This is a genomic window from Psychromonas sp. psych-6C06 (assembly GCF_002835465.1).
GTDB lineage: Bacteria > Pseudomonadota > Gammaproteobacteria > Enterobacterales > Psychromonadaceae > Psychromonas.
In genome coordinates this window covers 14,875-36,853 of the sequence record NZ_PIZM01000015.1, presented here as the reverse complement: position 1 = coordinate 36,853, position 21,979 = coordinate 14,875, and the positions used below count along the sequence as shown (strand labels likewise).

Here is a 21,979-nt window from a genome sequence, read left to right as displayed (position 1 = left end):
GTTACTGAGATCAAGTTTGATACATTTTTCTTATTTTTCAAGGAGAAATATACATTTTGAGCGATAGTTTTTCTACAGGTAACAAAAAAGGTGCCGAAGCACCTTTTTATTTAAACGTCTGTTTGATTGCCTTGCTAATCACTACAAAGTAGTTTCAAAGCCGACTCTGAGTTGTTACAAGATAACTTTTCCTAAGCTGTTTTCAAAAAACCTTAAACAATAGTTATTTGAAAACAAAAGAGCAAGTAACCTTGAAGCCGACTCTTAATCGTTACAAGATAACTTTTCCTAAGCTGTTTTCAAAAAACCTTAAACAATGGTTATTTGAAAACAAAAGAGCAAGTAACCTTGAAGCCGATTCTGAATCGTTACAAATTAACTTACTCTAAATTGATTTCAAAAAATCTTAACTAACTGATTATTTTAAATATCAAAAGAGTAAGTAATTTTATAGCCGATTCTTATTTATTCACCGAAATCAACCGCGTTTAATAGATCTGCTAAGTTTTGCTCAGCAGCATCTACATCTACAACTGGCTCTTCAACCATTGGCTCAAGTGCTTTTGCTTTTTCAGCAGCACGCGCTTTATGATGAGCAAAACCAGTACCAGCAGGAATCAGACGACCAACAATAACGTTCTCTTTAAGACCGTGTAGTTTGTCACACTTACCAGCAACAGCAGCTTCCGTAAGAACACGTGTTGTTTCTTGGAAAGATGCAGCTGAAATAAATGATTCAGTTGCTAGTGATGCTTTGGTAATACCGAGCAGTTGGTATTCAAACTTAGCAGGTACTTTACCTTCCGCTTCAAGACGACGGTTTTCAATGATAACACGTACCACTTCAGCCTGTTCGCCAACTAAGAAGTTAGAGTCACCAGCATCAGTGATGAGACCTTTACGTAGCATTTGATTAACGATAACTTCAATATGCTTATCATTAATTTTTACGCCTTGTAAACGGTAAACTTCTTGTACTTCGTTAGTGATGTAGTTAGCTACTGGGCTAATACCACGTAAACGTAAGATATCATGCGGAGACTCAGGACCATCCGAGATAACCTCACCTTTTTCTATCTTCTCACCTTCGAAGATGTTTAGGTGACGCCATTTAGGAATCATCTCTTCATAAGTATTACCATCAGCTTGAGTAATCACTAAGCGTACTTTACCTTTGGTTTCTTTACCAAATGAAAGCGTACCTGATACTTCAGCAAGAATCGCAGCATCTTTTGGAATACGTGCTTCGAACAAGTCAGCAACACGTGGTAGACCACCGGTAATATCACGTGTTTTCGAGCTTTCTTGTGGAATACGTGCAACCGCATCACCAACTTTCACTTCAGCGCCATCTTCGAGGCTAACAATCGCGTTTGAAGGTAACGTGTATTGCGCAGCAACCGTTGTACCAGGGATAAACAGATCACTACCATCGGCGTTAACTAGTTTCGCTGTAGGACGCATCTCTTTACCAGCACTTGGACGTTGTGCAGGGTCGATAATGACAATACTAGATAGACCAGTTAATTCATCCGTTTCTTTGCTGATGGTAATACCTTCAACGAAGTCTAGGAATTCAATTTTACCCGCTACCTCAGTAATAATTGGATGTGTATGCGGGTCCCAGTTAGCGATAATTTCGCCAGCAGTAATCGCTTCACCATCTTGTTTATCAAGAACCGCACCGTAAGGTAGTTTATGGTTCTCTTTCGTACGACCTAATTCATCGATAACCGTTAATTCAGTTGAACGAGATGTCACAACAACTTTTTCATCTGAGTTAATTACAAATTTAGCATTGTGTAATTTAACTTTACCGCTGTTCTTAACTTGAATACTGTTCTCAGAAGCAGCACGCGATGCAGCACCACCGATATGGAACGTACGCATTGTAAGCTGTGTACCCGGCTCACCAATTGACTGCGCAGCCATAACACCGATTGCTTCACCTTGACCAACAACATGACCACGTGCCAAGTCACGACCGTAACATGCAGCACAGGCACCAAAGTCTGTATTACAAGTAATAACAGAACGTACCCAGATTTGGTCTACTGAACACTCTTCAATAAGATCACACAGTTTTTCGTCAAGTAATGTATTTCGCGCAAGTAATACTTCATCTTTAGTGCCAGGCTTAATGACATCCTGAGCAACAACACGACCAAGTACACGTTCACGTAACGGCTCAACAATATCACCACCTTGGATAAGCGGTGTTACTAATAGGCCTTCTGTACTGCCACAATCTTCTTCTGTGATAACTAAATCTTGTGCAATATCAACAAGACGACGAGTTAGGTAACCCGAGTTTGCTGTTTTAAGTGCGGTATCGGCTAGACCTTTACGTGCACCATGCGTTGAGATGAAGTACTGAAGTACGTTTAGACCTTCACGGAAGTTCGCTACGATAGGCGTTTCGATGATTGAGCCATCTGGCTTAGCCATTAGACCACGCATACCAGCTAGCTGACGAATCTGTGCAGGGCTACCACGTGCGCCTGAGTCGGCCATCATGTAAACACTGTTGAATGATTTCTGTTCAACGTATTCGCCTTGCGCATTTTCAACTTCATCTGTAGACAAGTTATCCATCATCGCTTTTGCAACTTGATCATTGGTACTTGCCCAAATATCGATCACTTTGTTGTAGCGCTCACCGGCTGTTACAAGACCAGCTTGGAATTGCTCGTAAATTTCAGAAACTTGCTCTTCAGCTTCATCAACTAATTTTTTCTTCGCGTCAGGAATAACCATATCGTCGATACCTACAGAGGCACCTGACAATGTTGCGTATTCAAAACCGGTATACATTAATTGGTCAGCAAAAATAACGGTATCTTTAATACCTAATAAACGGTAACAAGCATTTAGTACGTTAGAGATTGCTTTTTTACCCATATCTAAATCTACATGCGCGAAAGGAAGACCTTCAGGCATGATTAAAGATAGGATCGCACGACCTACAGTCGTTTCAACAATTTCAGTTGTTTGAGTACGTGATTTATCATCAGCAATATGTGTTTGCGTCATACGTACTTTAACGATTGCTTGTAAGTCCACAGCACGCGCACGGTAAGCTTTTTCAACTTCCTTTGCACTCTGGAACCACATGCCTTCACCCTTCGCGTTAATTTTCGAACGCGTCATGTAGTAAAGACCTAGTACAACGTCTTGTGATGGTACGATAATCGGCTCACCATTTGCAGGTGAAAGGATGTTATTCGTAGACATCATCAAAGTACGTGCTTCAAGCTGTGCTTCGATTGTTAACGGTACGTGTACCGCCATTTGGTCACCATCGAAATCGGCGTTATATGCCGCACATACTAACGGGTGAAGCTGAATCGCTTTACCTTCGATAAGTACAGGTTCGAATGCTTGGATACCCAATCTGTGAAGTGTTGGTGCACGGTTAAGTAGCACTGGATGTTCACGGATAACACTTTCTAGGATATCCCAAACTTCACCGCCTTCACGGTCAACTAATTTCTTAGCTGCTTTAATCGTTGTTGCAAGACCTAATGCTTCTAGTTTTCCGTAAACAAATGGCTTGAATAGCTCAAGTGCCATCTTCTTAGGAAGACCACATTGGTGTAAACGTAGTGTTGGACCTACTGTGATTACAGAACGGCCAGAGTAATCTACACGTTTACCTAGTAAGTTTTGACGGAAACGACCTTGCTTACCTTTGATCATATCTGCAAGCGATTTAAGAGGACGCTTGTTAGAACCAGTGATAGCACGACCACGACGACCATTATCTAATAGTGCATCTACAGACTCTTGTAACATACGTTTTTCATTACGTACGATGATGTCTGGTGCAGCTAGGTCTAACAGACGTTTTAGACGGTTATTACGGTTAATAACACGACGGTATAGGTCATTTAAGTCAGATGTTGCAAAACGTCCGCCATCTAGTGGTACTAGAGGACGTAAATCAGGTGGAAGTACAGGTAGTACTGTTAAAATCATCCACTCTGGTTTGTTTGAAGATTGGTGGAAAGACTCAACCAATTTCAGACGCTTAGTTAATTTTTTACGTTTAGTTTCAGAGTTAGTTGTACCAAGCTCTTCACGCATCTCAGCAATTTCATGCTCAAGATCAAGCTGTTTAAGCAATGCAAATACGGCTTCTGCGCCCATTAACGCTTCAAACTCATCGCCCCACTGTTCAAGCATGTCTAGGTATTCTTCTTCAAGAAGAATTTGACGACGCTCAAGATCTGTCATGCCTGGCTCAACAACCACGAAAGATTCAAAGTAAAGGATACGTTCGATATCACGTAACGTCATATCAAGCATTAGGCCGATACGAGACGGAAGTGATTTAAGGAACCAAATGTGCGCCACTGGCGATGCAAGTTCGATATGACCCATACGATCACGACGTACTTTAGATTGAGTTACCTCAACACCACATTTTTCACAGATAACACCACGATGTTTTAGGCGCTTGTATTTACCACATAAACATTCGTAATCTTTGATTGGACCAAAGATACGCGCACAGAATAGACCTTCACGCTCAGGTTTAAATGTACGGTAGTTGATAGTTTCAGGCTTCTTAACTTCACCAAATGACCACGAACGGATCTGCTCTGGAGAGGCCAAACCAATTTTAATTCCATCAAACTCTTTGGTTTTATTTTGTTGCTTTAAAAACTTAAGTAAGTCTTTCACGCTATTCTCCCATAGGAGTTAAAACTAGGCGCCTTACCTATCTAAGACGCCACATATTTTTTAACTAAAACGAATTTTAGTTTTCTTCATCAAGCTCGATGTTGATACCTAATGAACGGATCTCTTTCAACAATACGTTGAATGATTCAGGCATGCCTGGTTCCATTCTATGGTCGCCATCAACGATGTTTTTATACATCTTAGTACGACCGTTAACATCATCTGACTTAACAGTAAGCATCTCTTGAAGCGTGTACGCAGCACCAAATGCTTGTAGTGCCCATACTTCCATCTCACCGAAACGCTGGCCACCGAACTGAGCTTTACCACCAAGTGGTTGCTGAGTAACAAGGCTGTAAGAACCTGTAGAACGGGCATGCATTTTGTCATCCACTAAGTGATTCAATTTCAGCATGTACATGTAACCAACGGTTACTGGACGTTCAAACTCAATACCAGTACGGCCGTCAGTTAATCGTAATTGACCAGACTCAGGAAGATCTGCCATTTTCAGTAGTTCGCGAATCTCTGACTCGTATGCACCATCAAATGCTGGTGTTGCCACTGGTAAACCTTTGTATAGGTTCTTAGCTAAACGCATTACCGCTTCATCATCAAACTCGTTTAAGTCAACATGACATGGCGCTTGGCCAAACGAGTACATTTTTTGAATGAACTCACGTACTTTCGCCATTTCAACTTCACGTTGGCTCTTAACCATACGCTCAAGCTTCTCACCAACACCTTTACATGCAAGACCTAAGTGCGTTTCAAGAATCTGACCGATGTTCATTCGTGATGGTACACCCAGAGGGTTAAGTACGATATCAACTGGAACACCAAACTCATCGTGAGGCATATCTTCTACAGGAACGATGTTAGAGATAACACCTTTGTTACCATGACGACCTGCCATCTTATCACCTGGTTGTAGGCGACGACGTACCGCTAGGTAAACCTTAACAATCTTCTGAACACCCGGTGCTAGATCATCACCTTGAGTGATCTTACGACGTTTGATATCAAACTCTTTGTCGTAGTCTGCTTTAACTTCATCGTATTGAGCGATGATTTGGTCTAAATGCGATTGCTTTTCTTCATCATCAACAACAACTTCTAACCACTGTGCACGAGGCATTTGTAGTAAACGTTGCTCATCTTGGCCTGCGCCAATGAGGATGTTCAATGCTTTCTCAAAGATTGCGTTTTCTAAGATTTTGAATTTCTCATTCAAATCTTTCTTCGCTGCTTTAAGTTGCATCTCTTCAATTTCAAGTGCACGTTTATCTTTCTCAACACCATCACGTGTAAAGACCTGAACGTCGATTACTGTTGCGTAAGTAGAGTTAGATACACGTAGTGAGCTGTCTTTTACATCAGACGCTTTCTCACCGAAGATTGCACGTAATAGTTTCTCTTCTGGGGTAAGTTGTGTTTCACCTTTAGGTGTTACTTTACCTACTAGAATATCGCCAGGTTTAACTTCAGCGCCTACGTAAACAATACCAGACTCATCCAGCTTGCTTAATGCAGCTTCGCCTACGTTCGGGATATCCGCAGAAATTTCTTCACTACCCAATTTAGTTTCACGTGCTACACATGAGAACTCTTGGATATGGATCGTTGTGAAACGATCTTCTTGCGATACACGCTCAGAAATAAGGATTGAATCCTCAAAGTTGTAACCATTCCAAGGCATGAAAGCAATTTTCATGTTTTGACCAAGTGCTAAATCACCCATATCAGTAGATGGACCATCTGCTAATACATCACCGCGAACGATTGGCTCGCCCGGCTTACACGTTGGTTTTTGGTTAATACAGGTATTCTGATTTGAACGAGTGTATTTAGTTAAGTTATAGATATCGATACCCGCTTCACCTGGAAGTAGCTCGTTTTCATCAACTTTAACAACGATACGAGATGCATCTACGTAATCGATAACACCACCACGTTTTGCAATTACTGTCACACCAGAATCGATTGCCAAGCGACGTTCGATACCTGTACCTACTAATGGTTTATCAGCACGTAGAGTCGGAACTGCTTGACGTTGCATGTTTGCACCCATTAAGGCACGGTTAGCATCATCGTGTTCTAGGAATGGAATAAGTGACGCAGCAACAGAGATGATCTGTTGTGGTGACACATCCATATAATCAATATCTGCAGGCGACATAAAGGTTGTTTCACCTTGATGACGACACGGAATTGATTCTTCATTTAGTAAACCATTCTCATCAACACTTGCAGATGCCTGTGCGATAACGAATGAACCCTCTTCGATAGCAGATAGGTATTCAACTTGATCAGAAGGTTTGCCATCTACAACTTTACGGTAAGGTGTCTCTAAGAAACCGTAGTCATTAGTACGTGAAAACGTTGCTAATGAGTTGATTAGACCGATATTTGGTCCCTCAGGCGTTTCGATTGGACATAAACGACCGTAATGCGTTGGATGTACGTCACGTACTTCAAAGCCCGCACGTTCACGTGTTAAACCACCAGGGCCTAACGCAGAGATACGACGTTTGTGTGTTACTTCTGAAAGCGGGTTATTTTGGTCCATGAACTGAGACAGTTGTGAAGAACCAAAGAACTCTTTAACAGCAGCAGAAATAGGTTTAGCGTTGATAAGATCTTGAGGCATCGTTGCATCAAGGTCGCCTAAAGATAGACGTTCTTTAACAGCACGTTCAACACGTACTAGACCAACACGGAATTGGTTTTCAGCCATTTCACCAACACAACGGATACGACGGTTACCAAGATGATCGATATCATCAACAATACCGTTACCGTTACGGATATCGATCAGTGTTTTCATTACACTTAAGATATCTTCGTTAGAGAGCGTACCAGTACCTTCATCACCATCAATGCCAACACGGCGGTTGAACTTCATACGACCTACTTTAGAAAGATCGTAACGCTCTTCAGCAAAGAATAGATTTTGGAATAGACCTTCAGCAGCATCTTTCGTTGGTGGCTCACCAGGACGCATCATACGGTAGATTTCAACTAATGCTTCTAGGCGGTTAGTTGAAGAATCAACACGCAGCGTATCAGAGATGAATGAACCACAATCTAGCTCGTTAGTATAAATTGTTTGGAACGCTTTGATGCCAGATTGCGCAAGTTCAGCCAATAGTTCAAGCGTAAGAATATCATTTGCATTAACAATGATTTCGCCTGTTTCAGTGCTGATGTAGTCTTTTGCAGAAACTTTGCCTTCTAGGTACTCAAGTGGTACTTCAATGCTTTCAACGCCATCTTTTTGTAGTTGACGGATATGGCGTGCAGTTACACGCTTACCAGCTTCTACATACACATTACCAGCGCTTGCAATATCAAAGTTAAACTGTTCGCCACGTAGGCGATCAGCAATCAGTCCCATTGAGATAACACCATCTTTGATTTCAAAGTCAGTGGTATCAAAGAACATTTCTAGAATTTCTTCAGTTGTGTACTCAAGTGCACGTAACATGATAGTCGCAGGTAGTTTACGACGACGGTCAATACGAACAAATAGGTTATCTTTAGGGTCAAATTCGAAATCTAACCAAGAACCACGGTAAGGAATTACACGTGCGTTATAAAGAACTTTACCTGAACTGTGCGTTTTACCTTTATCGTGGTCAAAGAATACACCAGGAGAACGGTGTAATTGTGATACGATAACACGCTCTGTACCATTGATTACAAAGGTACCATTTTCAGTCATGAGTGGCATTTCACCCATGTAAACTTCTTGTTCACGAATATCTTTCACTGTGCCAGCAGGCGCATCACGATCATAGATAACAAGACGTAATTTTACGCGTAATGAGGCAGAATAAGTTACACCACGGATTTGACATTCTTTAACATCAAATACAGGGTCACCCAGACGATAGCTGACATATTGCAGCTCTGACGTGCCAGAGTAACTAGCAATAGGGAAAATGCTGTTAAAAGCGGCTTCTAAGCCAACTTCACCAGTTAAATCGACTTCAATGAATCGTTTGAATGAATCTAGTTGAATCTCCAACAAGTATGGTTTTTCCATAACTTGTGGGCGCTTCCCAAAATCCTTACGAATACGTTTTTTCTCAGTATAAGAGTAACCCATGTGGTTCCTTTGCTCGCTGATAAGTGATCATAGCTGTCCGACCTAGTTTTAGGCACTAATTTGTTCGACAACGGCGCACACTGTTTTGTCTTAATGATGCATTATATAACATCAACTTTAATGTCCGATGACCGTAAAAAACAATGAAAAATTACGGTATCCTATAGCGCAAAAAGGCCGGTGATTAAATAATCACCAGCCAATGCCATTTACATGGCTAATAAGTCAAAAGTCTAACTTATTTAAGTTCAACAGCTGCGCCGATCTCTTCTAGTTCAGCTTTAAGAGCTTCTGCTTCTTCTTTAGAAACAGCTTCTTTTAGTACTGTTGGGCAAGCTTCAACAGCTGCTTTAGCTTCTTTCAGGCCAAGACCTGTAGCGCCACGTACTGCTTTGATTGCTTTAACTTTGTTGTCACCGAATGAAGTCATTACAACGTCAAATTCAGTTTGCTCAGCAGCAGCTTCGCCGCCAGCAGCTGGACCAGCCGCTACAGCAGCTGCTGCAGATACGCCGAATTTTTCTTCCATTGCTTCGATTAGTTCAACAACTTCCATTACTGATAATTCAGCAACTGCTTCAATGATTTGGTCTTTAGTTAGAGACATGAGTCAATTCCTACTTTAAAAAATTAATTAAATGACAGCGATTAAGCTGCAGATTCTTCTTTCTGGTCGCGGATAGCAGCCAGAGTACGTACAAGTTTGCCAGCTGCAGCTTCTTTCATAGTAGCCATCAGTTTCGCAATTGCTTCGTCGTATGTTGGTAGTGTCGCTAGACGGTCAATTTGAGCTGGTTCAATGAACTCACCTTCAAATGCCAATCCTTTCACTTCAAACGCGTCATTAGATTTAGCGAAGTCTTTTAAAAGACGTGCCGCTGCACCTGGATGCTCGTTAGAGAAAGCAAGGATTGTTGGACCACTAAACGTGTCTGCTAGACATGCAAAGTCTGTACCTTCAACTGCACGGCGTGCTAATGTGTTACGAACTACACGTAGGTAAACATTGTTTTCACGCGCTTTTGCACGAAGTTCAGTCATTGCACCAACTGTTACGCCACGTGAATCGGCAACAACAGCAGACAAAGCAGCTTGCGCTACTACATTAACTTCAGCGACAATAGCTTGCTTGTCTTCGAGTCTTAATGTCATTTGGTTTTACTCCTGGATTCCACTGGTTATTACACCAGTAAACACCCCCATCATAAATAATGGGGCACTATTTCGGTTATCGGATCCAGTAGAATAATTCTTTCTGGGGTCCGGCACCATCTACGTAGGGTATTAAGTAATATTATGTTAAAACAATAATGTTACACCTACGGTCTCAGAAGGGACCTAAGGCCCTCCAAAGTAAGGCGACAAATTATACAGGTAATTTGCCGACTTGTATAGCAACAGTTTCACAATCAAATTGTGAACTGAAGCTATAAAAATTACGCTACTACAGTATTAAGAGATGCTTGGTCAACTTTAACGCCAGCACCCATTGTTGTAGATAGAGAAACTTTTTTCAGGAAAACGCCTTTCGCGCCAGCTGGTTTTGCTTTTTTAAGCGCAACAAGTAGTGCTTCAAGGTTTTCTTGAATTTGCTCAGCAGAGAACGATGCTTTACCGATTGTAGAATGGATAATACCATTCTTATCGTTACGGTAACGTACTTGACCCGCTTTAGCATTTTTAACAGCTGTTGCTACGTCAGGTGTTACAGTACCTACTTTCGGGTTAGGCATTAGACCACGAGGACCTAAGATTTGACCTAATTGACCAACAACACGCATAGCGTCTGGAGATGCAATTACAACGTCAAAGTTCATTTCACCAGCTTTAACTTGTGCAGCAAGATCGTCCATACCAACAACGTCAGCGCCAGCTTCTTTAGCTTTTTCAGCATTAGCACCTTGTGTAAATACAGCAACACGAACGTCACGACCAGTACCGTGTGGTAATACAGTCGCGCCACGTACGTTTTGGTCACTACGACGAGAATCAATACCTAGGTTAACTGAAACATCAACACTTTCGTTGAATTTAGCAGTTGCTAGTTTTTGAAGAAGCGTAACCGCTTCATTGATTTCGTATTCTTTAGTCGCGTCTACAGTGTCACGTACCGCTTTCATGCGTTTAGATAATTTAGCCATGGTATTAACCCTCTACTTCCAAGCCCATTGAACGAGCAGAACCCGCTATACAACGTACCATCGCATCAAGATCGGCACCCGTTAGATCAACTTCTTTAGTTTTAGCGATTTCTTCAAGTTGAGCAACAGTTACTTTACCCACTTTATCTTTATTAGGAACGCCAGAACCAGATTTGATGCCAGCAGCTTTCTTAAGTAAGTAAGATGCAGGTGGAGTCTTAGTTTCGAAAGTGAAAGAACGATCAGAGTAAACTGTAATTACTACAGGTACTGGAGCGCCTTTTTCAATTGAATCTGTTTTTGCATTGAATGCTTTACAGAATTCCATGATGTTAACACCGTGTTGACCTAATGCAGGACCAACTGGTGGTGACGGGTTAGCCATACCAGCTGAAACTTGCAGCTTGATATACGCTTGTACTTTTTTAGCCATGATAATACTACCTATGTTTGGGTGTAGCGCTGATTTTCAACGTCAGCTTCCCGTTTCGAATTAATGCTCAATTTTATTTACTGAATAGTCAGTAAATAAAAAAGGCGGCAAATTATACCTATAATTCACCGCCTTTCACAAGCTATTTTGTACTTTTTTTGAACTGTTACAGACAGCTTTTAGCTATCGGCTGTCAGCAGTCACTTTACAACCAAGTGCGCACCTTTTTTACTCGGCTATAAAACGAAAAAAGGCGAAGGATTCACGCTCATAAATGAGGAAAATCTTTCGCCCTACCAGCACCGCCAGGTGCTGTTTTACTAAAAGCTAACAGCTAACCGCTGAAAGCTATCTTGTATCAGTCTTTCTCTACTTGCGAGAACTCTAAATCAACAGGCGTTGCACGACCGAAGATAGAAACAGATACTTTTAAACGGCTCTTATCGTAATCAACTTCTTCAACCGTACCGTTAAAGTCAGCAAATGGACCTTCAATAACACGAACGATTTGACCTGCTTCAAATAGCGTACGAGGACGCGGAGAATCAACTGATTCTTTCAAGCGGTTCATAATGTTATCCACTTCTTTTTGTGAAATAGGTGCAGGACGCTCTTTCGTCCCACCAATAAAGCCCATAACACGGTCAGTGTTTTTCACTAAATGCCAGCTTGCATCATTCATCGCCATTTCGACTAATACATAACCAGGAAAGAACTTACGTTCGCTTTTGCGTTTTTGACCCGCACGCATCTCAACTACTTCTTCAGTTGGCACTAAAATCTCACCGAAATGCTCTTCCATTTCGTTTAATTTAATATGCTCGATTAACGTTTTTTGCACACGACCTTCAAACCCAGAGAACGCTTGCACTACGTACCATCTTTTCTTTTGTACTTCTTCAGACATATTAAACCCTTAAACTTAAATAGAGGTGGTAATGAAAGCAACAACACGAACAAAAACACCATCAAGTCCCCACAGCACAAGACCTACAATGGTCGATACTGCAAGAATAATAAGGGTTGTTTGCACTGTTTCTTGGCGTGTAGGCCAAACCACTTTACGTACTTCTAAACGTGAATCTTTTGCAAAACCTATAAATGTTTTACCTTTTTCAGTCATCGCAGCTGACAATACAGCAAGCGCGGCCATTACTAGTAGCACTAAAACACGTGCAACAACATGCACAGTTTCACCGTACATATAATTACCAACGATAATAGCGACTAATAAAGAGATGGTAACAGCCCATTTTAGCCCGTCCATTGAACTACTGCTGTTTTCGGTATTTGTTGCGTTCATAACTCATCTATCCAGTGTTAAATATTAATAATACTTATCAACAAAGTTGCCAATAAATACGGTACAAGCCCAAAATGCTGATACCTAAAAATAAAGCACGTCAGTATAAGGACTTTTAGTGGTTTTGTAACGTGCTAATCTTGGGTTTTGTTAAAAAATGTACTTTTAAGCGTTAACTTACGCTATAAGTGCAGGTATGAATGAGCCATGTGAACATACAATGTGGCGCTTAATTCTCATAAACAGTTGATATTTAGCTTTTGTGTAAATTGTGCACCTAGTTTCGAATCCCCCTGCGCATCTTTTGGTAATGACGCTGCATAGGCTATCTGCTCACTGGTTGTATTAGCTTCAATAATGTTCATCGCGCAATTAGCCCGAAATTGCTCACTTAGTTGTATATCATCTTTCTGTAACCATAAAAAATCTACATAGTAAGTATCTTCATAGATTTCTAGTTGTAAATCGGTAATCGGTAACTGCAATGGTTTTTGCAGTGGTAAAAAGAAGCTTAGGGTTAATTTATAATCTTCTAATATTAATTTTTCTTGCAGGGGATCTGCAAAAGATAACGTTTTTCCTTGCCACTCTAAGAATGTAAAGTAATCATTGGCTTTAATATTTACTAACATCTCACGACTCAATCTCTTTAAAGTGCCGGGCAGTTTGCGTTCACTAACATCTTCCCCCGAAAGGGCATCTGATGTCGTTATTAAATCAAAAGTCCAAAACATTTTAAAGCCGGTAAGGTGCGTGTCATTACCCTCTATTTCTGTAAACACTGAAACCCATGAATGAGGGTGTGCTTTCAACGTGGAAATAGAAAACAACAATGTAATGAAGGATATGCGAATAATATAAATTAATGAAGAGAAATGCATTGTTAATACTCTAAAAGCGTCATGAAATCGCAGAGTAGCATTATTTGAAGCATTAGGAAAAAACGATTAGTAAAGTGTTGCTAAGGTAGAGATTATTTGTAATGAAATAAGGTTCTTTATTTCATTACAAATCAACTTAAAAGTGATTATTCACCTTTTTTGTCACGCGATAAAAGTGCAATAGCGGCTTCTTTAACTGCTTTATTTTCATAAAGAACAAGGTAAATCTGCTCACAAATTGGCATCTCAATATCAAAGCGTTTGGCAAGATTATAAACTTCTTCAGTATTACGGTAACCTTCCACTACTTGACCAATTTCAATCTGCGCTTGCTCTATGCCTTTGCCTTGACCTAGTGCGAGACCAAAACGTCGATTACGGGATTGATTATCTGTACAAGTTAGCACTAAATCACCTAATCCAGCCATCCCCATGAACGACGACTCTTTCGCTCCCAAAGCAACACCTAAACGAGTTAGCTCTGCAAGACCGCGAGTAATAAGCGCTGTACGCGCATTCGCACCAAAGCCAAGACCATCAGCAAGCCCTGCACCAATGGCGATGACATTTTTGACTGCGCCACCCAATTGCACTGCGATAAAATCATCGGAGATATAGGTTCTGAAATTTTTACGGTTATGGAAGAAGTCAGCGATATCTTGGGTAAATGTCAGATCTGTGCCAGCAACTGCAACAGCTGTTGGTAAACCTTTAGCCACTTCCATGGCAAAAGTTGGCCCAGAAATCACTGCCAAAGGATATTTATTACCAAGCACATCTTTAGCGACCTCTTGCAATAAGCGACCCGTTTTAGCTTCCAAGCCTTTAGTGGCCCAAGCGATACGATGCTCTGATCTTAAAAATGGTTTTATCTGTGCTAATACCAAACCAAACACATGGCTTGGTACGACCAATAAAATAGTATCAGTTGCATCTAAACAAGTCGCCAAATCCGCCTCTGCAGTCAACAACTCAGGGAATGAAATACCCGGCAAAAAAGCCTTGTTTTCACCCTCTTTTTGCAAGCGTTCAATATGCTCCGCTTCATGCCCCCAAATAAATGTTGGGTGCCCATTACAAGCCAAAGATACAGCAAGGGCGGAGCCATATGACCCCGCCCCTAAGACTGTAATGGCTTTGCCTAGCTTATCATTAGCCATTCAAATACCTATTTTGTTGTCTTTCTTAAATTCTCTTACGAATCTAATTTTGCACTTTCAGCTGCTTTTTCTGCTTCAGCTTGTTTTTGCATCATTGCGTTTTGGAAAAGCGCATCGAAGTTAACAGGTGCTAAGTTAAGCTGTGGGAAAGTACCACGTGTCACTAAGTTTGAAACTGCTTCACGTGCGTAAGGGAAAAGAATGTTCGGGCAGAAAGCGTTTAAGCAATGTGCCATTTGTGGGCCTTCAAGTTGACCAACAGAGAAGATACCTGCTTGTTGTACTTCACATAGAAAAGCAACATCTTCACCAACTTTAGCTGTAGTCGTTAGTGTTAAGACAACTTCATAAACACCGTCTTCAAGTTTTTGACTTTTAGTATCGATATCCATTGAAACTTCTGGTGCCCACTCTTTCTTAAAGATAAGTGGCGAATTAGGGCATTCAAAAGAGATATCTTTTACAAAGATACGTTGAATGTTGAATTCGATTTGTGGTGCTTGTTCTTGTTGTTCAGCCATGGTATTCCCTTATTAAATGTGTATATTTATAGTTATTAGCGCAACATTCCTGTCGCATTTATTAACGCAAAATCCTTTGCGAGAAATCTTATTGAGCAAGCAATTTGTCTAGCTCGCCACTTCGTTCTAATGCATAAAGCTCATCGCAACCACCAGTTGCTTGGTCATTGATAACTAACTGAGGCACCGTTCTACCTCCAGTTAATTCTGTCATTTTTGCTCTTGCATCCGCCTCAGAGACATTAACCTCTGAATAGGTAACTTGCTTATTGTCGAGTAACTGTTTTGCTCGAATACAATATGGGCACCAAGCGGTGGTATAAATTATTACTGTTGCCATTATTTACTTCTTGGTTGTTGGTAAATTAGCAGACTTCCATCCGCCCATACCTGAAAATAGGTTCGTAACTTGTGTAAACTCTGCTTTTACTAACTTAGCAGCGGCGCTAGCAGAGCGAGAACCAGATTCACAGACAACTATAATGGGGGTCTGCTTATTATTTTCAATAGCAGAAAAATTTCCTTTTTCAATTTGTGACAGAGTTATATTTTTTGCATTAACAATATGGCCATTTTGAAACTCTTCTTTAGAGCGGACATCAACGATAACTGCATCTTGTTTGTTAATAAGCAACGTAGCTTCTTGAGCAGTAATTGTTTTAACACCACTAATTTTATCTTTGATTAAGCTGTGAATTAGCATTGCTGCGATAGCGACCCACGCAACAGATAACATCGGATTATTTGAGAAAAAATCTATATATTCTTGCATTATTTAGCTCTTTTTAAAGTTTAAAGGAAAAATCTTTGCTGATTATACCAAGCTAAAGCCATTTTATTTACTATTTACAAGAAATAAATCCGCTAAATTTAAGCTTCACTTGATCCACGCAGTGACAAGCATCTCAAATGTAGTAAAATCACACCATTCTATTTTTACTTTAATCCAAAGGAGATCGACATGACGATTGCTAAAAAGCCACTTGTACTACTGATTATGGATGGTTGGGGCTACCGCCCTGATATGCCAGATAATGCAGTATCTAACGCAAACACACCGGTACTTGACCAACTGTGTAAAGACTATGCTAATGAACTTATCTCTGCATCAGGTATGGATGTAGGTTTGCCAGATGGGCAGATGGGTAACTCTGAAGTTGGCCATACAAACATCGGTGCAGGCCGTACTGTTTACCAAAACCTAACTAAAGTGACTAAGTCTATTTTAGATGGTGATTTCTTTGATAACGCTACTTTTGTTGAAGCCGTAGACAAAGCGGTTGCATCTGACAAGGCGGTTCACATTATGGGCCTTGCATCACCAGGTGGTGTTCATAGTCATGACGACCATATTGTTGCAGCAATCGAACTTGCAGCAAAACGTGGCGCGAAAAAAGTATACGTTCACGCATTTTTAGATGGTCGTGATACGCCACCTCGCAGTGCAGCTGGTACATTAGCTAAATTTGAAGATACTTACAAAAAAACCGGTGTTGGCCGAACTGCTTCTTTAGTAGGTCGCTACTATGCACTTGATCGTGATAATCGTTGGGAGCGAGTTGAAGAAGCTTATAACCTTATTACTGAAGCAAAATCTGAGTTCACTGCGGATAACGCTTTGGTAGGTTTAGAAGACGCTTATGCACGTGATGAAAATGATGAATTTGTTAAAGCAACTGTTATTGGCGATAAAGTCGCAGTTGAAGATGGCGATGCAGTGCTATTTCTAAACTTCCGTGCTGACCGAGCGCGTGAAATTACTTACGCATTCACAGATGCTAACTTTAGTGGTTTTGATCGTAATGTTACACCAAATGTTAATTTCGTAACGTTAACTGAATACGCTTCAGACATTACTGCACCAGCGGCATTCCCAAGTGAAGAGTTAACTAATACGTTAGGTGAATGGTTAGCAAATCATGACAAAACACAGCTACGTATCTCAGAAACAGAAAAATATGCACACGTTACATTCTTCTTCAATGGCGGTATGGAAGATGAGTTTAAAGGTGAAGATCGTAGCCTCATTAACTCTCCTGCTGTTGCAACCTACGACATGCAACCAGAGATGAGCTCTGTTGAACTAACAGAAAAGTTAACTGCAGCAATTCGTAGCCAAAAATACGATGTGATTATCTGTAATTACCCTAATGGCGATATGGTTGGCCACACTGGCGTATACGATGCAGCGGTTAAAGCCTGTGAAGCAGTTGATAGCTGTGTAGGCGAAGTGATTGAAGCACTTAAAGAGGTAGAGGGCGAGTGTCTAATTACTGCTGACCATGGTAATGCTGAGCAGATGATTGACCCTGAAACAGGTGGCGTTCACACGGCACACACTAACTTGCCAGTACCATTTATCTACTTTGGCCGCCCAGCAAGTATGCAAAAAGGCGGTCGCTTATGCGATATCGCACCAACCATGCTTAAATTAATGGATATGGAAATTCCTGCAGAGATGACAGGTACACCACTAATTTCATTAAAATAGACGCATCACGCAGTATTTAGTTATTTTACTCAACTTCTTTTGCTAAAGTGGGTAAAATTTCTAAATACTGAATTTTAAAAAGTAGAAAAATCAATGAATAGCAAAACCATTATCCAACGCACTTACAAAAAAGATCGTTTTAACGCTATCTTACTGAATAGCCTTTTCTTATTTTCCCTTGCTTTTTTAACTCTCCCTACACCTGTAGTGGCACAAAATCTCAGCACGTTACAAAAACAGATAAAAGAAAGTAAGAGCAGTAAAAAAGAACAAACTAAATTGCAGCAACAATTAGAAAGCCAAATTGCTCAGTCAGAACAAGAAACAGCAGCAGCCAGCTTTAAACTTCAACAAACAGAAGAAGCGATTGCACTTGAGAAAAAACGTCTCCGTGATTTAAAAGCTGAAACAGAACAGTTAAATATTGACAAAGTTAAACAACAAAAATTATTGGAACAACAATTAATTAGTGCCTACATGGCAGGACAGAATGACCTTGTAAAACTGCTACTTAATCAAGAAGACCTCAGTAAAATTATTCGTGCTAAAAGCTATTACCACTATTTGAATAAAGCGCGTTTAGAAAGCATTGAACAATTACAGGCAACACAAGAGCGTATTGAGAGCAATAAAAATGAGCAAACAGATTCTTTAGCTAGCCTGCAGAGAATGCGCGATGAGCAAGTTGAAAATAATCAAAAATTAGCTGAAGAGCGTGATAAACGTACCAAAGCATTACGTGAACTAAAGCAAGATATTAACTATCAATCGGTGCGTTTAGCACAACTTGGCGATGCAGAGAAAAAACTTAAAAAACAATTAAAGAAACAGCGCGAGGCACGCGCAGAAAAAGAGTTAGCAGCCGCGAAAGCAAAAGCGACTAAACAGATGACACCAAAGAGTGAGGATAAAAGCCACTCCAAAATTGCGACACTGAAAGGACAATTAAAATGGCCTATTCGTGGTAAGGTACTTGCTAGTTTTGGTAGCCAACGTAGCGACCAAGTAAAATGGAAAGGTATTTCAATCGCAGCCAATGAGGGTGAAAAAGTACGCGCAGTCGCAACGGGCCGTGTTTTATTTGCTGGATATTTTAAAGGCTACGGCATGGTTATCGCACTCGACCATAGTGATGATTACATTACGCTATATGGTTACAATCAAGCATTACTACAAGAAACTGGTGACATTGTTTTTCAGGGCGATGCTATTGCATTAGCAGGACACAGTGGTGGACAAGACAAAAATAGCCTTTACTTTGAGCTAAGTCATAAAGGTAAAGCGCAGGACCCAATGTCATGGCTTGAGCCTCGTAGACGTTAAATATATGGCACAGCGACTGACAAGCTTTCTCATACTCTTGACCTTTGTTTTGCAAGCGCCACATAGCTTTGCAAAACAACCGGTGAACATAGCCATTGTTATTGATGATATTGGTAATAGTGCACACGACTTACTCGCACTTAGCCTTCCACCAGCAATCACATTATCTATTCTACCCTACACGCCACACGCAAAAAAAATAGCACGTTTAGCCATCGCGCAGGAGCGTGAGTTACTATTACATGTTCCTATGCAAGCAAAACAACATAACGATAAATTAGGCCAAGGTGCATTAATGCTTGATATGCAAGAGCGTGCCTTTAAAGCTCAACTGCGCAAAGCGCTGGATTACCTTCCTGATGTAACTGGTATTAATAACCATATGGGTAGCACATTAACAGAGCATGTTAAACAGATGCAATGGACAATGGACGTACTCAATAAGCAAGGAGTTTACTTTTTAGATAGTCGCACGACTGCAAACACAATCGCTGAAAGTACGGCTAGAATATCAGGAACTCCAGCATTAAGAAGGCATGTATTCTTAGATAACATTAAAACGGATGTTGCGATGGAAAAGCAATTTTCACAGGCAGTTACGCTGGGTCAACAGGGCAATGCAGTGGTTATTATTGCACACCCTTATCCAGAAACCATCCGTTTTCTGAGTAATAAGTTCAAACAAAAAAATAAGCAAATACAATTAGTGTCATTGCAAACACTATTACCAGAGCGTGATCGCTTGGCAATGGCAAAAAAGCGTAACGAGTTTCGTCAAGCTAATAATGTCGTCATTAACGATGCCGATCACCCTAAAGACAAACAACTTCAATAACAACAAGAGTTCATTATGCGTTTATCTGTTTTTACTCCCCAAAGCTCACAGCAACTATTTATTGACCTACAAAAGCTATATAAAGGTTACTTAAGTGACTCGCAGCTAACAACTCAGGGATTGCAAGATCTAATAGAAACACCAGATAAACTATTTTTTATTACCCTGTTTAATGCACGTCACCTAGGCGCAGTTCAAGTGACAATTGATAAACACACGGCAACGCTTAGCTTATTATGCATTAGAGATATTACCCGCAGACGTGGTGTTGGAAAAAATTTATTACGTGAAGTTGAGAAACAACTTGCCAATGACGGTGTTAAAGAAGTGCAACTGTTATTATCTGAAATATCTACACCGGAGCAACAAGGTATGCAATTATTTATGCAATCCTGTGGTTACCAACTAGATGCTCAACTACTTGTTAAGTCGCTATAAATAAAAAAACCACGCCAACGTGGTTTTTTTAGGAGTCAGTATGATCGACTAGCGCCCTGCTTGCGGAAAGCCTCCCATCATCATATCTAATACGGCTTGAATATGATCCGTGCTTTCATCTTTTCTGTCTTGCTCAAGGTTAACAAACCCCTGCATTGCAGAGCGCCAATAAGTCATGGTTGCTTTATTGTCTAATACCGCGACTAAGAATGTACCTTTTGCATAGCGTTTATCTGTTATTCCACTATTACTTACACCAGGCAACAAACCAAATTTATCTTGAATTTTTTGATCTGCTAAATCATCTTCTAATGCAAAAAGAAAACCAATTACAACATCTGCTTGTATTGGATCGGGCTGATAGACATACCCTTTTGTATTTAGATATTGAATGATTTCTGCACGTAAATATTGCTTAATATCCGCTCTGCTTTCATGACTAACAGCAGATAAAACATGATTGTAATCTTCATTCCAAGTAAAGGTCTTAAAAGCCGGTAAAACATCAGCAGGTTTTGCACTACTAACAACGGTCATGCGAGTTGCTTTACGTGCCTGATCTGCATCTTCTGCCGTTGAGCTACATCCAGCAGTTATAAAAATTGTTGCCACCATGCTCAACGCTAAAAGCGTTTTTTTCATATCAATCTCCATTTTCTTAGTCTTCAGTTACAAACGAAGCTGCTTTCTGCATTGTTTCGATACCAGCTCCGGGTATATGTCCATTTTCACTGAGGTGACGACGCCATGCTCGCGCACCCGGTAATCCTTGAAATAACCCTAGCATATGTCGAGCAATATGGTTCAAATATGATCCACTCGCTAACTGTTGCTCAATATAAGGATACATCTGCTCTAATACCTCAAAGCGAGTCAATATTGGTTTATCACAAGCAAATAAGCTTTGATCAACTGTACTTAGTATATAGGGATTAGCATAAACCTCACGTCCTAACATCACACCATCTAAATGTTGTAGATGTGTTTCACATTCTTTTAAGGTTTTTATTCCACCATTAATGGCAATTGTTAAATCTGGAAAATCTTTTTTTAGCTGGTATACACGCTGATAATCAAGAGGAGGTACATCACGATTTTGTTTAGGACTAAGTCCGCTTAACCAAGCTTTACGGGCATGAACGATAAAAGTATTACAGCCCTTATTATGTACTTTTTCAATAAAATCACAGAGAAACTCATAGGAATCCAGTTCATCAATACCGATGCGCGTTTTTACTGAAACAGGTAAATCAGTTGCTTCTTGCATCGCTTTAATAGCATCACCAACAAGATCACCTTCAGCCATTAAGCAGGCGCCAAAACGCCCATTCTGCACACGGTCAGAGGGACAACCTACATTTAAATTGATCTCATCATAACCACGCTCCTTACCTGCTAACGCCGATTGTGCAAGATCAGCCGTTGCAAAACCACCCAGTTGCAAACATACTGGGTGCTCACTATCCCCTTTCTGCAAATAATCTCCCTTGCCATATAAAATAGCACCAGTCGTCACCATCTCTGTATATAACAGGGTATTCTTACTCATCACACGGTGGAAGTGGCGACAATGTCTATCAGTCCAATCCAACATGGGGGCAATAGAAAAGCGGTTTGAGGGGTAATTTACATTAGTTTGAGTCATGGTTTCACTTA

The 21,979-nt window shown here is 40.6% G+C and carries 19 protein-coding genes; 4 read left to right on the top strand and 15 right to left on the bottom strand.

Annotated features, from left to right (window positions below; genetic code table 11):
- Nucleotides 1-465 precede the first annotated feature (465 nt).
- The 13 genes from rpoC to CW745_RS15725 all read right to left on the bottom strand — a co-directional run bounded on the left by rpoC (nucleotide 466) and on the right by CW745_RS15725 (nucleotide 16,008).
- A complete protein-coding gene (gene rpoC / locus CW745_RS15785; RefSeq protein ID WP_101109665.1) occupies nucleotides 466-4,686 on the bottom strand; it encodes a DNA-directed RNA polymerase subunit beta' in 4,221 nt (1,406 codons plus the stop codon).
- 76 nt (nucleotides 4,687-4,762) lie between these two features.
- Complete coding sequence (gene rpoB / locus CW745_RS15780; RefSeq protein ID WP_101109664.1) at nucleotides 4,763-8,797, bottom strand: DNA-directed RNA polymerase subunit beta; 4,035 nt, start codon at nucleotides 8,795-8,797, stop codon at nucleotides 4,763-4,765.
- 238 nt (nucleotides 8,798-9,035) lie between these two features.
- Nucleotides 9,036-9,404 (bottom strand): 50S ribosomal protein L7/L12, encoded by a 369-nt coding sequence (gene rplL / locus CW745_RS15775; RefSeq protein ID WP_101109663.1) that lies wholly within the window; start codon nucleotides 9,402-9,404, stop codon nucleotides 9,036-9,038.
- A gap of 41 nt (nucleotides 9,405-9,445) precedes the next feature.
- Nucleotides 9,446-9,949 carry a 50S ribosomal protein L10 gene (rplJ, locus tag CW745_RS15770; RefSeq protein ID WP_101109662.1) on the bottom strand — a complete coding sequence of 168 codons (504 nt, stop codon included), beginning with the start codon at nucleotides 9,947-9,949 and terminating at the stop codon, nucleotides 9,446-9,448.
- Nucleotides 9,950-10,233: 284 nt separating this feature from the next.
- Nucleotides 10,234-10,938, bottom strand: coding sequence for a 50S ribosomal protein L1 (gene rplA / locus CW745_RS15765; protein ID WP_101109661.1), 705 nt, complete (start codon nucleotides 10,936-10,938; stop codon nucleotides 10,234-10,236).
- A gap of 4 nt (nucleotides 10,939-10,942) precedes the next feature.
- A complete protein-coding gene (gene rplK / locus CW745_RS15760; RefSeq protein WP_101109660.1) occupies nucleotides 10,943-11,371 on the bottom strand; it encodes a 50S ribosomal protein L11 in 429 nt (142 codons plus the stop codon).
- A 358-nt stretch (nucleotides 11,372-11,729) separates the two neighbouring features.
- A complete protein-coding gene (gene nusG / locus CW745_RS15755) occupies nucleotides 11,730-12,278 on the bottom strand; it encodes a transcription termination/antitermination protein NusG (RefSeq protein WP_101109659.1) in 549 nt (182 codons plus the stop codon).
- A 15-nt stretch (nucleotides 12,279-12,293) separates the two neighbouring features.
- Nucleotides 12,294-12,674 carry a preprotein translocase subunit SecE gene (secE, locus tag CW745_RS15750; RefSeq protein WP_101109658.1) on the bottom strand — a complete coding sequence of 127 codons (381 nt, stop codon included), beginning with the start codon at nucleotides 12,672-12,674 and terminating at the stop codon, nucleotides 12,294-12,296.
- Between the two features lie 236 nt (nucleotides 12,675-12,910).
- A complete protein-coding gene (locus tag CW745_RS15745; protein ID WP_101109657.1) occupies nucleotides 12,911-13,555 on the bottom strand; it encodes a DUF1007 family protein in 645 nt (214 codons plus the stop codon).
- A gap of 146 nt (nucleotides 13,556-13,701) precedes the next feature.
- On the bottom strand, nucleotides 13,702-14,715 hold the full coding sequence (gene gpsA, locus CW745_RS15740) for an NAD(P)H-dependent glycerol-3-phosphate dehydrogenase (protein WP_101109656.1): 1,014 nt from the start codon (nucleotides 14,713-14,715) through the stop codon (nucleotides 13,702-13,704).
- A 35-nt stretch (nucleotides 14,716-14,750) separates the two neighbouring features.
- Nucleotides 14,751-15,236 carry a protein-export chaperone SecB gene (gene secB / locus CW745_RS15735; protein WP_101109655.1) on the bottom strand — a complete coding sequence of 162 codons (486 nt, stop codon included), beginning with the start codon at nucleotides 15,234-15,236 and terminating at the stop codon, nucleotides 14,751-14,753.
- An 88-nt stretch (nucleotides 15,237-15,324) separates the two neighbouring features.
- Entirely contained in the window at nucleotides 15,325-15,576 is a 252-nt protein-coding gene (grxC, locus tag CW745_RS15730) for a glutaredoxin 3 (protein ID WP_101109654.1), read from the bottom strand.
- A gap of 3 nt (nucleotides 15,577-15,579) precedes the next feature.
- Nucleotides 15,580-16,008 (bottom strand): rhodanese-like domain-containing protein, encoded by a 429-nt coding sequence (locus tag CW745_RS15725; protein WP_101109653.1) that lies wholly within the window; start codon nucleotides 16,006-16,008, stop codon nucleotides 15,580-15,582.
- Nucleotides 16,009-16,197: 189 nt separating this feature from the next.
- Here CW745_RS15725 and gpmM point away from each other — a divergent pair, with 189 nt between their 5' ends.
- The 4 genes from gpmM to panM all read left to right on the top strand — a co-directional run bounded on the left by gpmM (nucleotide 16,198) and on the right by panM (nucleotide 20,323).
- On the top strand, nucleotides 16,198-17,727 hold the full coding sequence (gpmM, locus tag CW745_RS15720) for a 2,3-bisphosphoglycerate-independent phosphoglycerate mutase (protein WP_101109652.1): 1,530 nt from the start codon (nucleotides 16,198-16,200) through the stop codon (nucleotides 17,725-17,727).
- A 93-nt stretch (nucleotides 17,728-17,820) separates the two neighbouring features.
- Nucleotides 17,821-19,050 carry a peptidoglycan DD-metalloendopeptidase family protein gene (locus CW745_RS15715; protein ID WP_101109651.1) on the top strand — a complete coding sequence of 410 codons (1,230 nt, stop codon included), beginning with the start codon at nucleotides 17,821-17,823 and terminating at the stop codon, nucleotides 19,048-19,050.
- A gap of 4 nt (nucleotides 19,051-19,054) precedes the next feature.
- Entirely contained in the window at nucleotides 19,055-19,885 is an 831-nt protein-coding gene (locus CW745_RS15710) for a divergent polysaccharide deacetylase family protein (RefSeq protein WP_101109650.1), read from the top strand.
- Between the two features lie 15 nt (nucleotides 19,886-19,900).
- Nucleotides 19,901-20,323, top strand: a complete 423-nt coding sequence (gene panM / locus CW745_RS15705; RefSeq protein WP_101109649.1) for an aspartate 1-decarboxylase autocleavage activator PanM — start codon at nucleotides 19,901-19,903, stop codon at nucleotides 20,321-20,323.
- A 48-nt stretch (nucleotides 20,324-20,371) separates the two neighbouring features.
- Here panM and CW745_RS15700 read toward each other — a convergent pair whose 3' ends face one another.
- Nucleotides 20,372-20,965, bottom strand: coding sequence for a DUF4136 domain-containing protein (locus CW745_RS15700; RefSeq protein ID WP_101109648.1), 594 nt, complete (start codon nucleotides 20,963-20,965; stop codon nucleotides 20,372-20,374).
- 16 nt (nucleotides 20,966-20,981) lie between these two features.
- Entirely contained in the window at nucleotides 20,982-21,968 is a 987-nt protein-coding gene (gene dusA, locus CW745_RS15695; RefSeq protein WP_101109647.1) for a tRNA dihydrouridine(20/20a) synthase DusA, read from the bottom strand.
- Nucleotides 21,969-21,979 lie beyond the last annotated feature (11 nt).

Coding starts and splice junctions, on each gene's coding strand:
- rpoB (WP_101109664.1), bottom strand. CDS start 8,797: ATGGGTTACTCTTATACTGAGAAAAAACGTATTCGTAAGGATTTTGGG.
- rplL (WP_101109663.1), bottom strand. CDS start 9,404: ATGTCTCTAACTAAAGACCAAATCATTGAAGCAGTTGCTGAATTATCA.
- rplJ (WP_101109662.1), bottom strand. CDS start 9,949: ATGACATTAAGACTCGAAGACAAGCAAGCTATTGTCGCTGAAGTTAAT.
- rplA (WP_101109661.1), bottom strand. CDS start 10,938: ATGGCTAAATTATCTAAACGCATGAAAGCGGTACGTGACACTGTAGAC.
- rplK (WP_101109660.1), bottom strand. CDS start 11,371: ATGGCTAAAAAAGTACAAGCGTATATCAAGCTGCAAGTTTCAGCTGGT.
- nusG (WP_101109659.1), bottom strand. CDS start 12,278: ATGTCTGAAGAAGTACAAAAGAAAAGATGGTACGTAGTGCAAGCGTTC.
- secE (WP_101109658.1), bottom strand. CDS start 12,674: ATGAACGCAACAAATACCGAAAACAGCAGTAGTTCAATGGACGGGCTA.
- CW745_RS15745 (WP_101109657.1), bottom strand. CDS start 13,555: ATGCATTTCTCTTCATTAATTTATATTATTCGCATATCCTTCATTACA.
- gpsA (WP_101109656.1), bottom strand. CDS start 14,715: ATGGCTAATGATAAGCTAGGCAAAGCCATTACAGTCTTAGGGGCGGGG.
- secB (WP_101109655.1), bottom strand. CDS start 15,236: ATGGCTGAACAACAAGAACAAGCACCACAAATCGAATTCAACATTCAA.
- grxC (WP_101109654.1), bottom strand. CDS start 15,576: ATGGCAACAGTAATAATTTATACCACCGCTTGGTGCCCATATTGTATT.
- CW745_RS15725 (WP_101109653.1), bottom strand. CDS start 16,008: ATGCAAGAATATATAGATTTTTTCTCAAATAATCCGATGTTATCTGTT.
- gpmM (WP_101109652.1), top strand. CDS start 16,198: ATGACGATTGCTAAAAAGCCACTTGTACTACTGATTATGGATGGTTGG.
- CW745_RS15715 (WP_101109651.1), top strand. CDS start 17,821: ATGAATAGCAAAACCATTATCCAACGCACTTACAAAAAAGATCGTTTT.
- CW745_RS15710 (WP_101109650.1), top strand. CDS start 19,055: ATGGCACAGCGACTGACAAGCTTTCTCATACTCTTGACCTTTGTTTTG.
- panM (WP_101109649.1), top strand. CDS start 19,901: ATGCGTTTATCTGTTTTTACTCCCCAAAGCTCACAGCAACTATTTATT.
- CW745_RS15700 (WP_101109648.1), bottom strand. CDS start 20,965: ATGAAAAAAACGCTTTTAGCGTTGAGCATGGTGGCAACAATTTTTATA.
- dusA (WP_101109647.1), bottom strand. CDS start 21,968: ATGACTCAAACTAATGTAAATTACCCCTCAAACCGCTTTTCTATTGCC.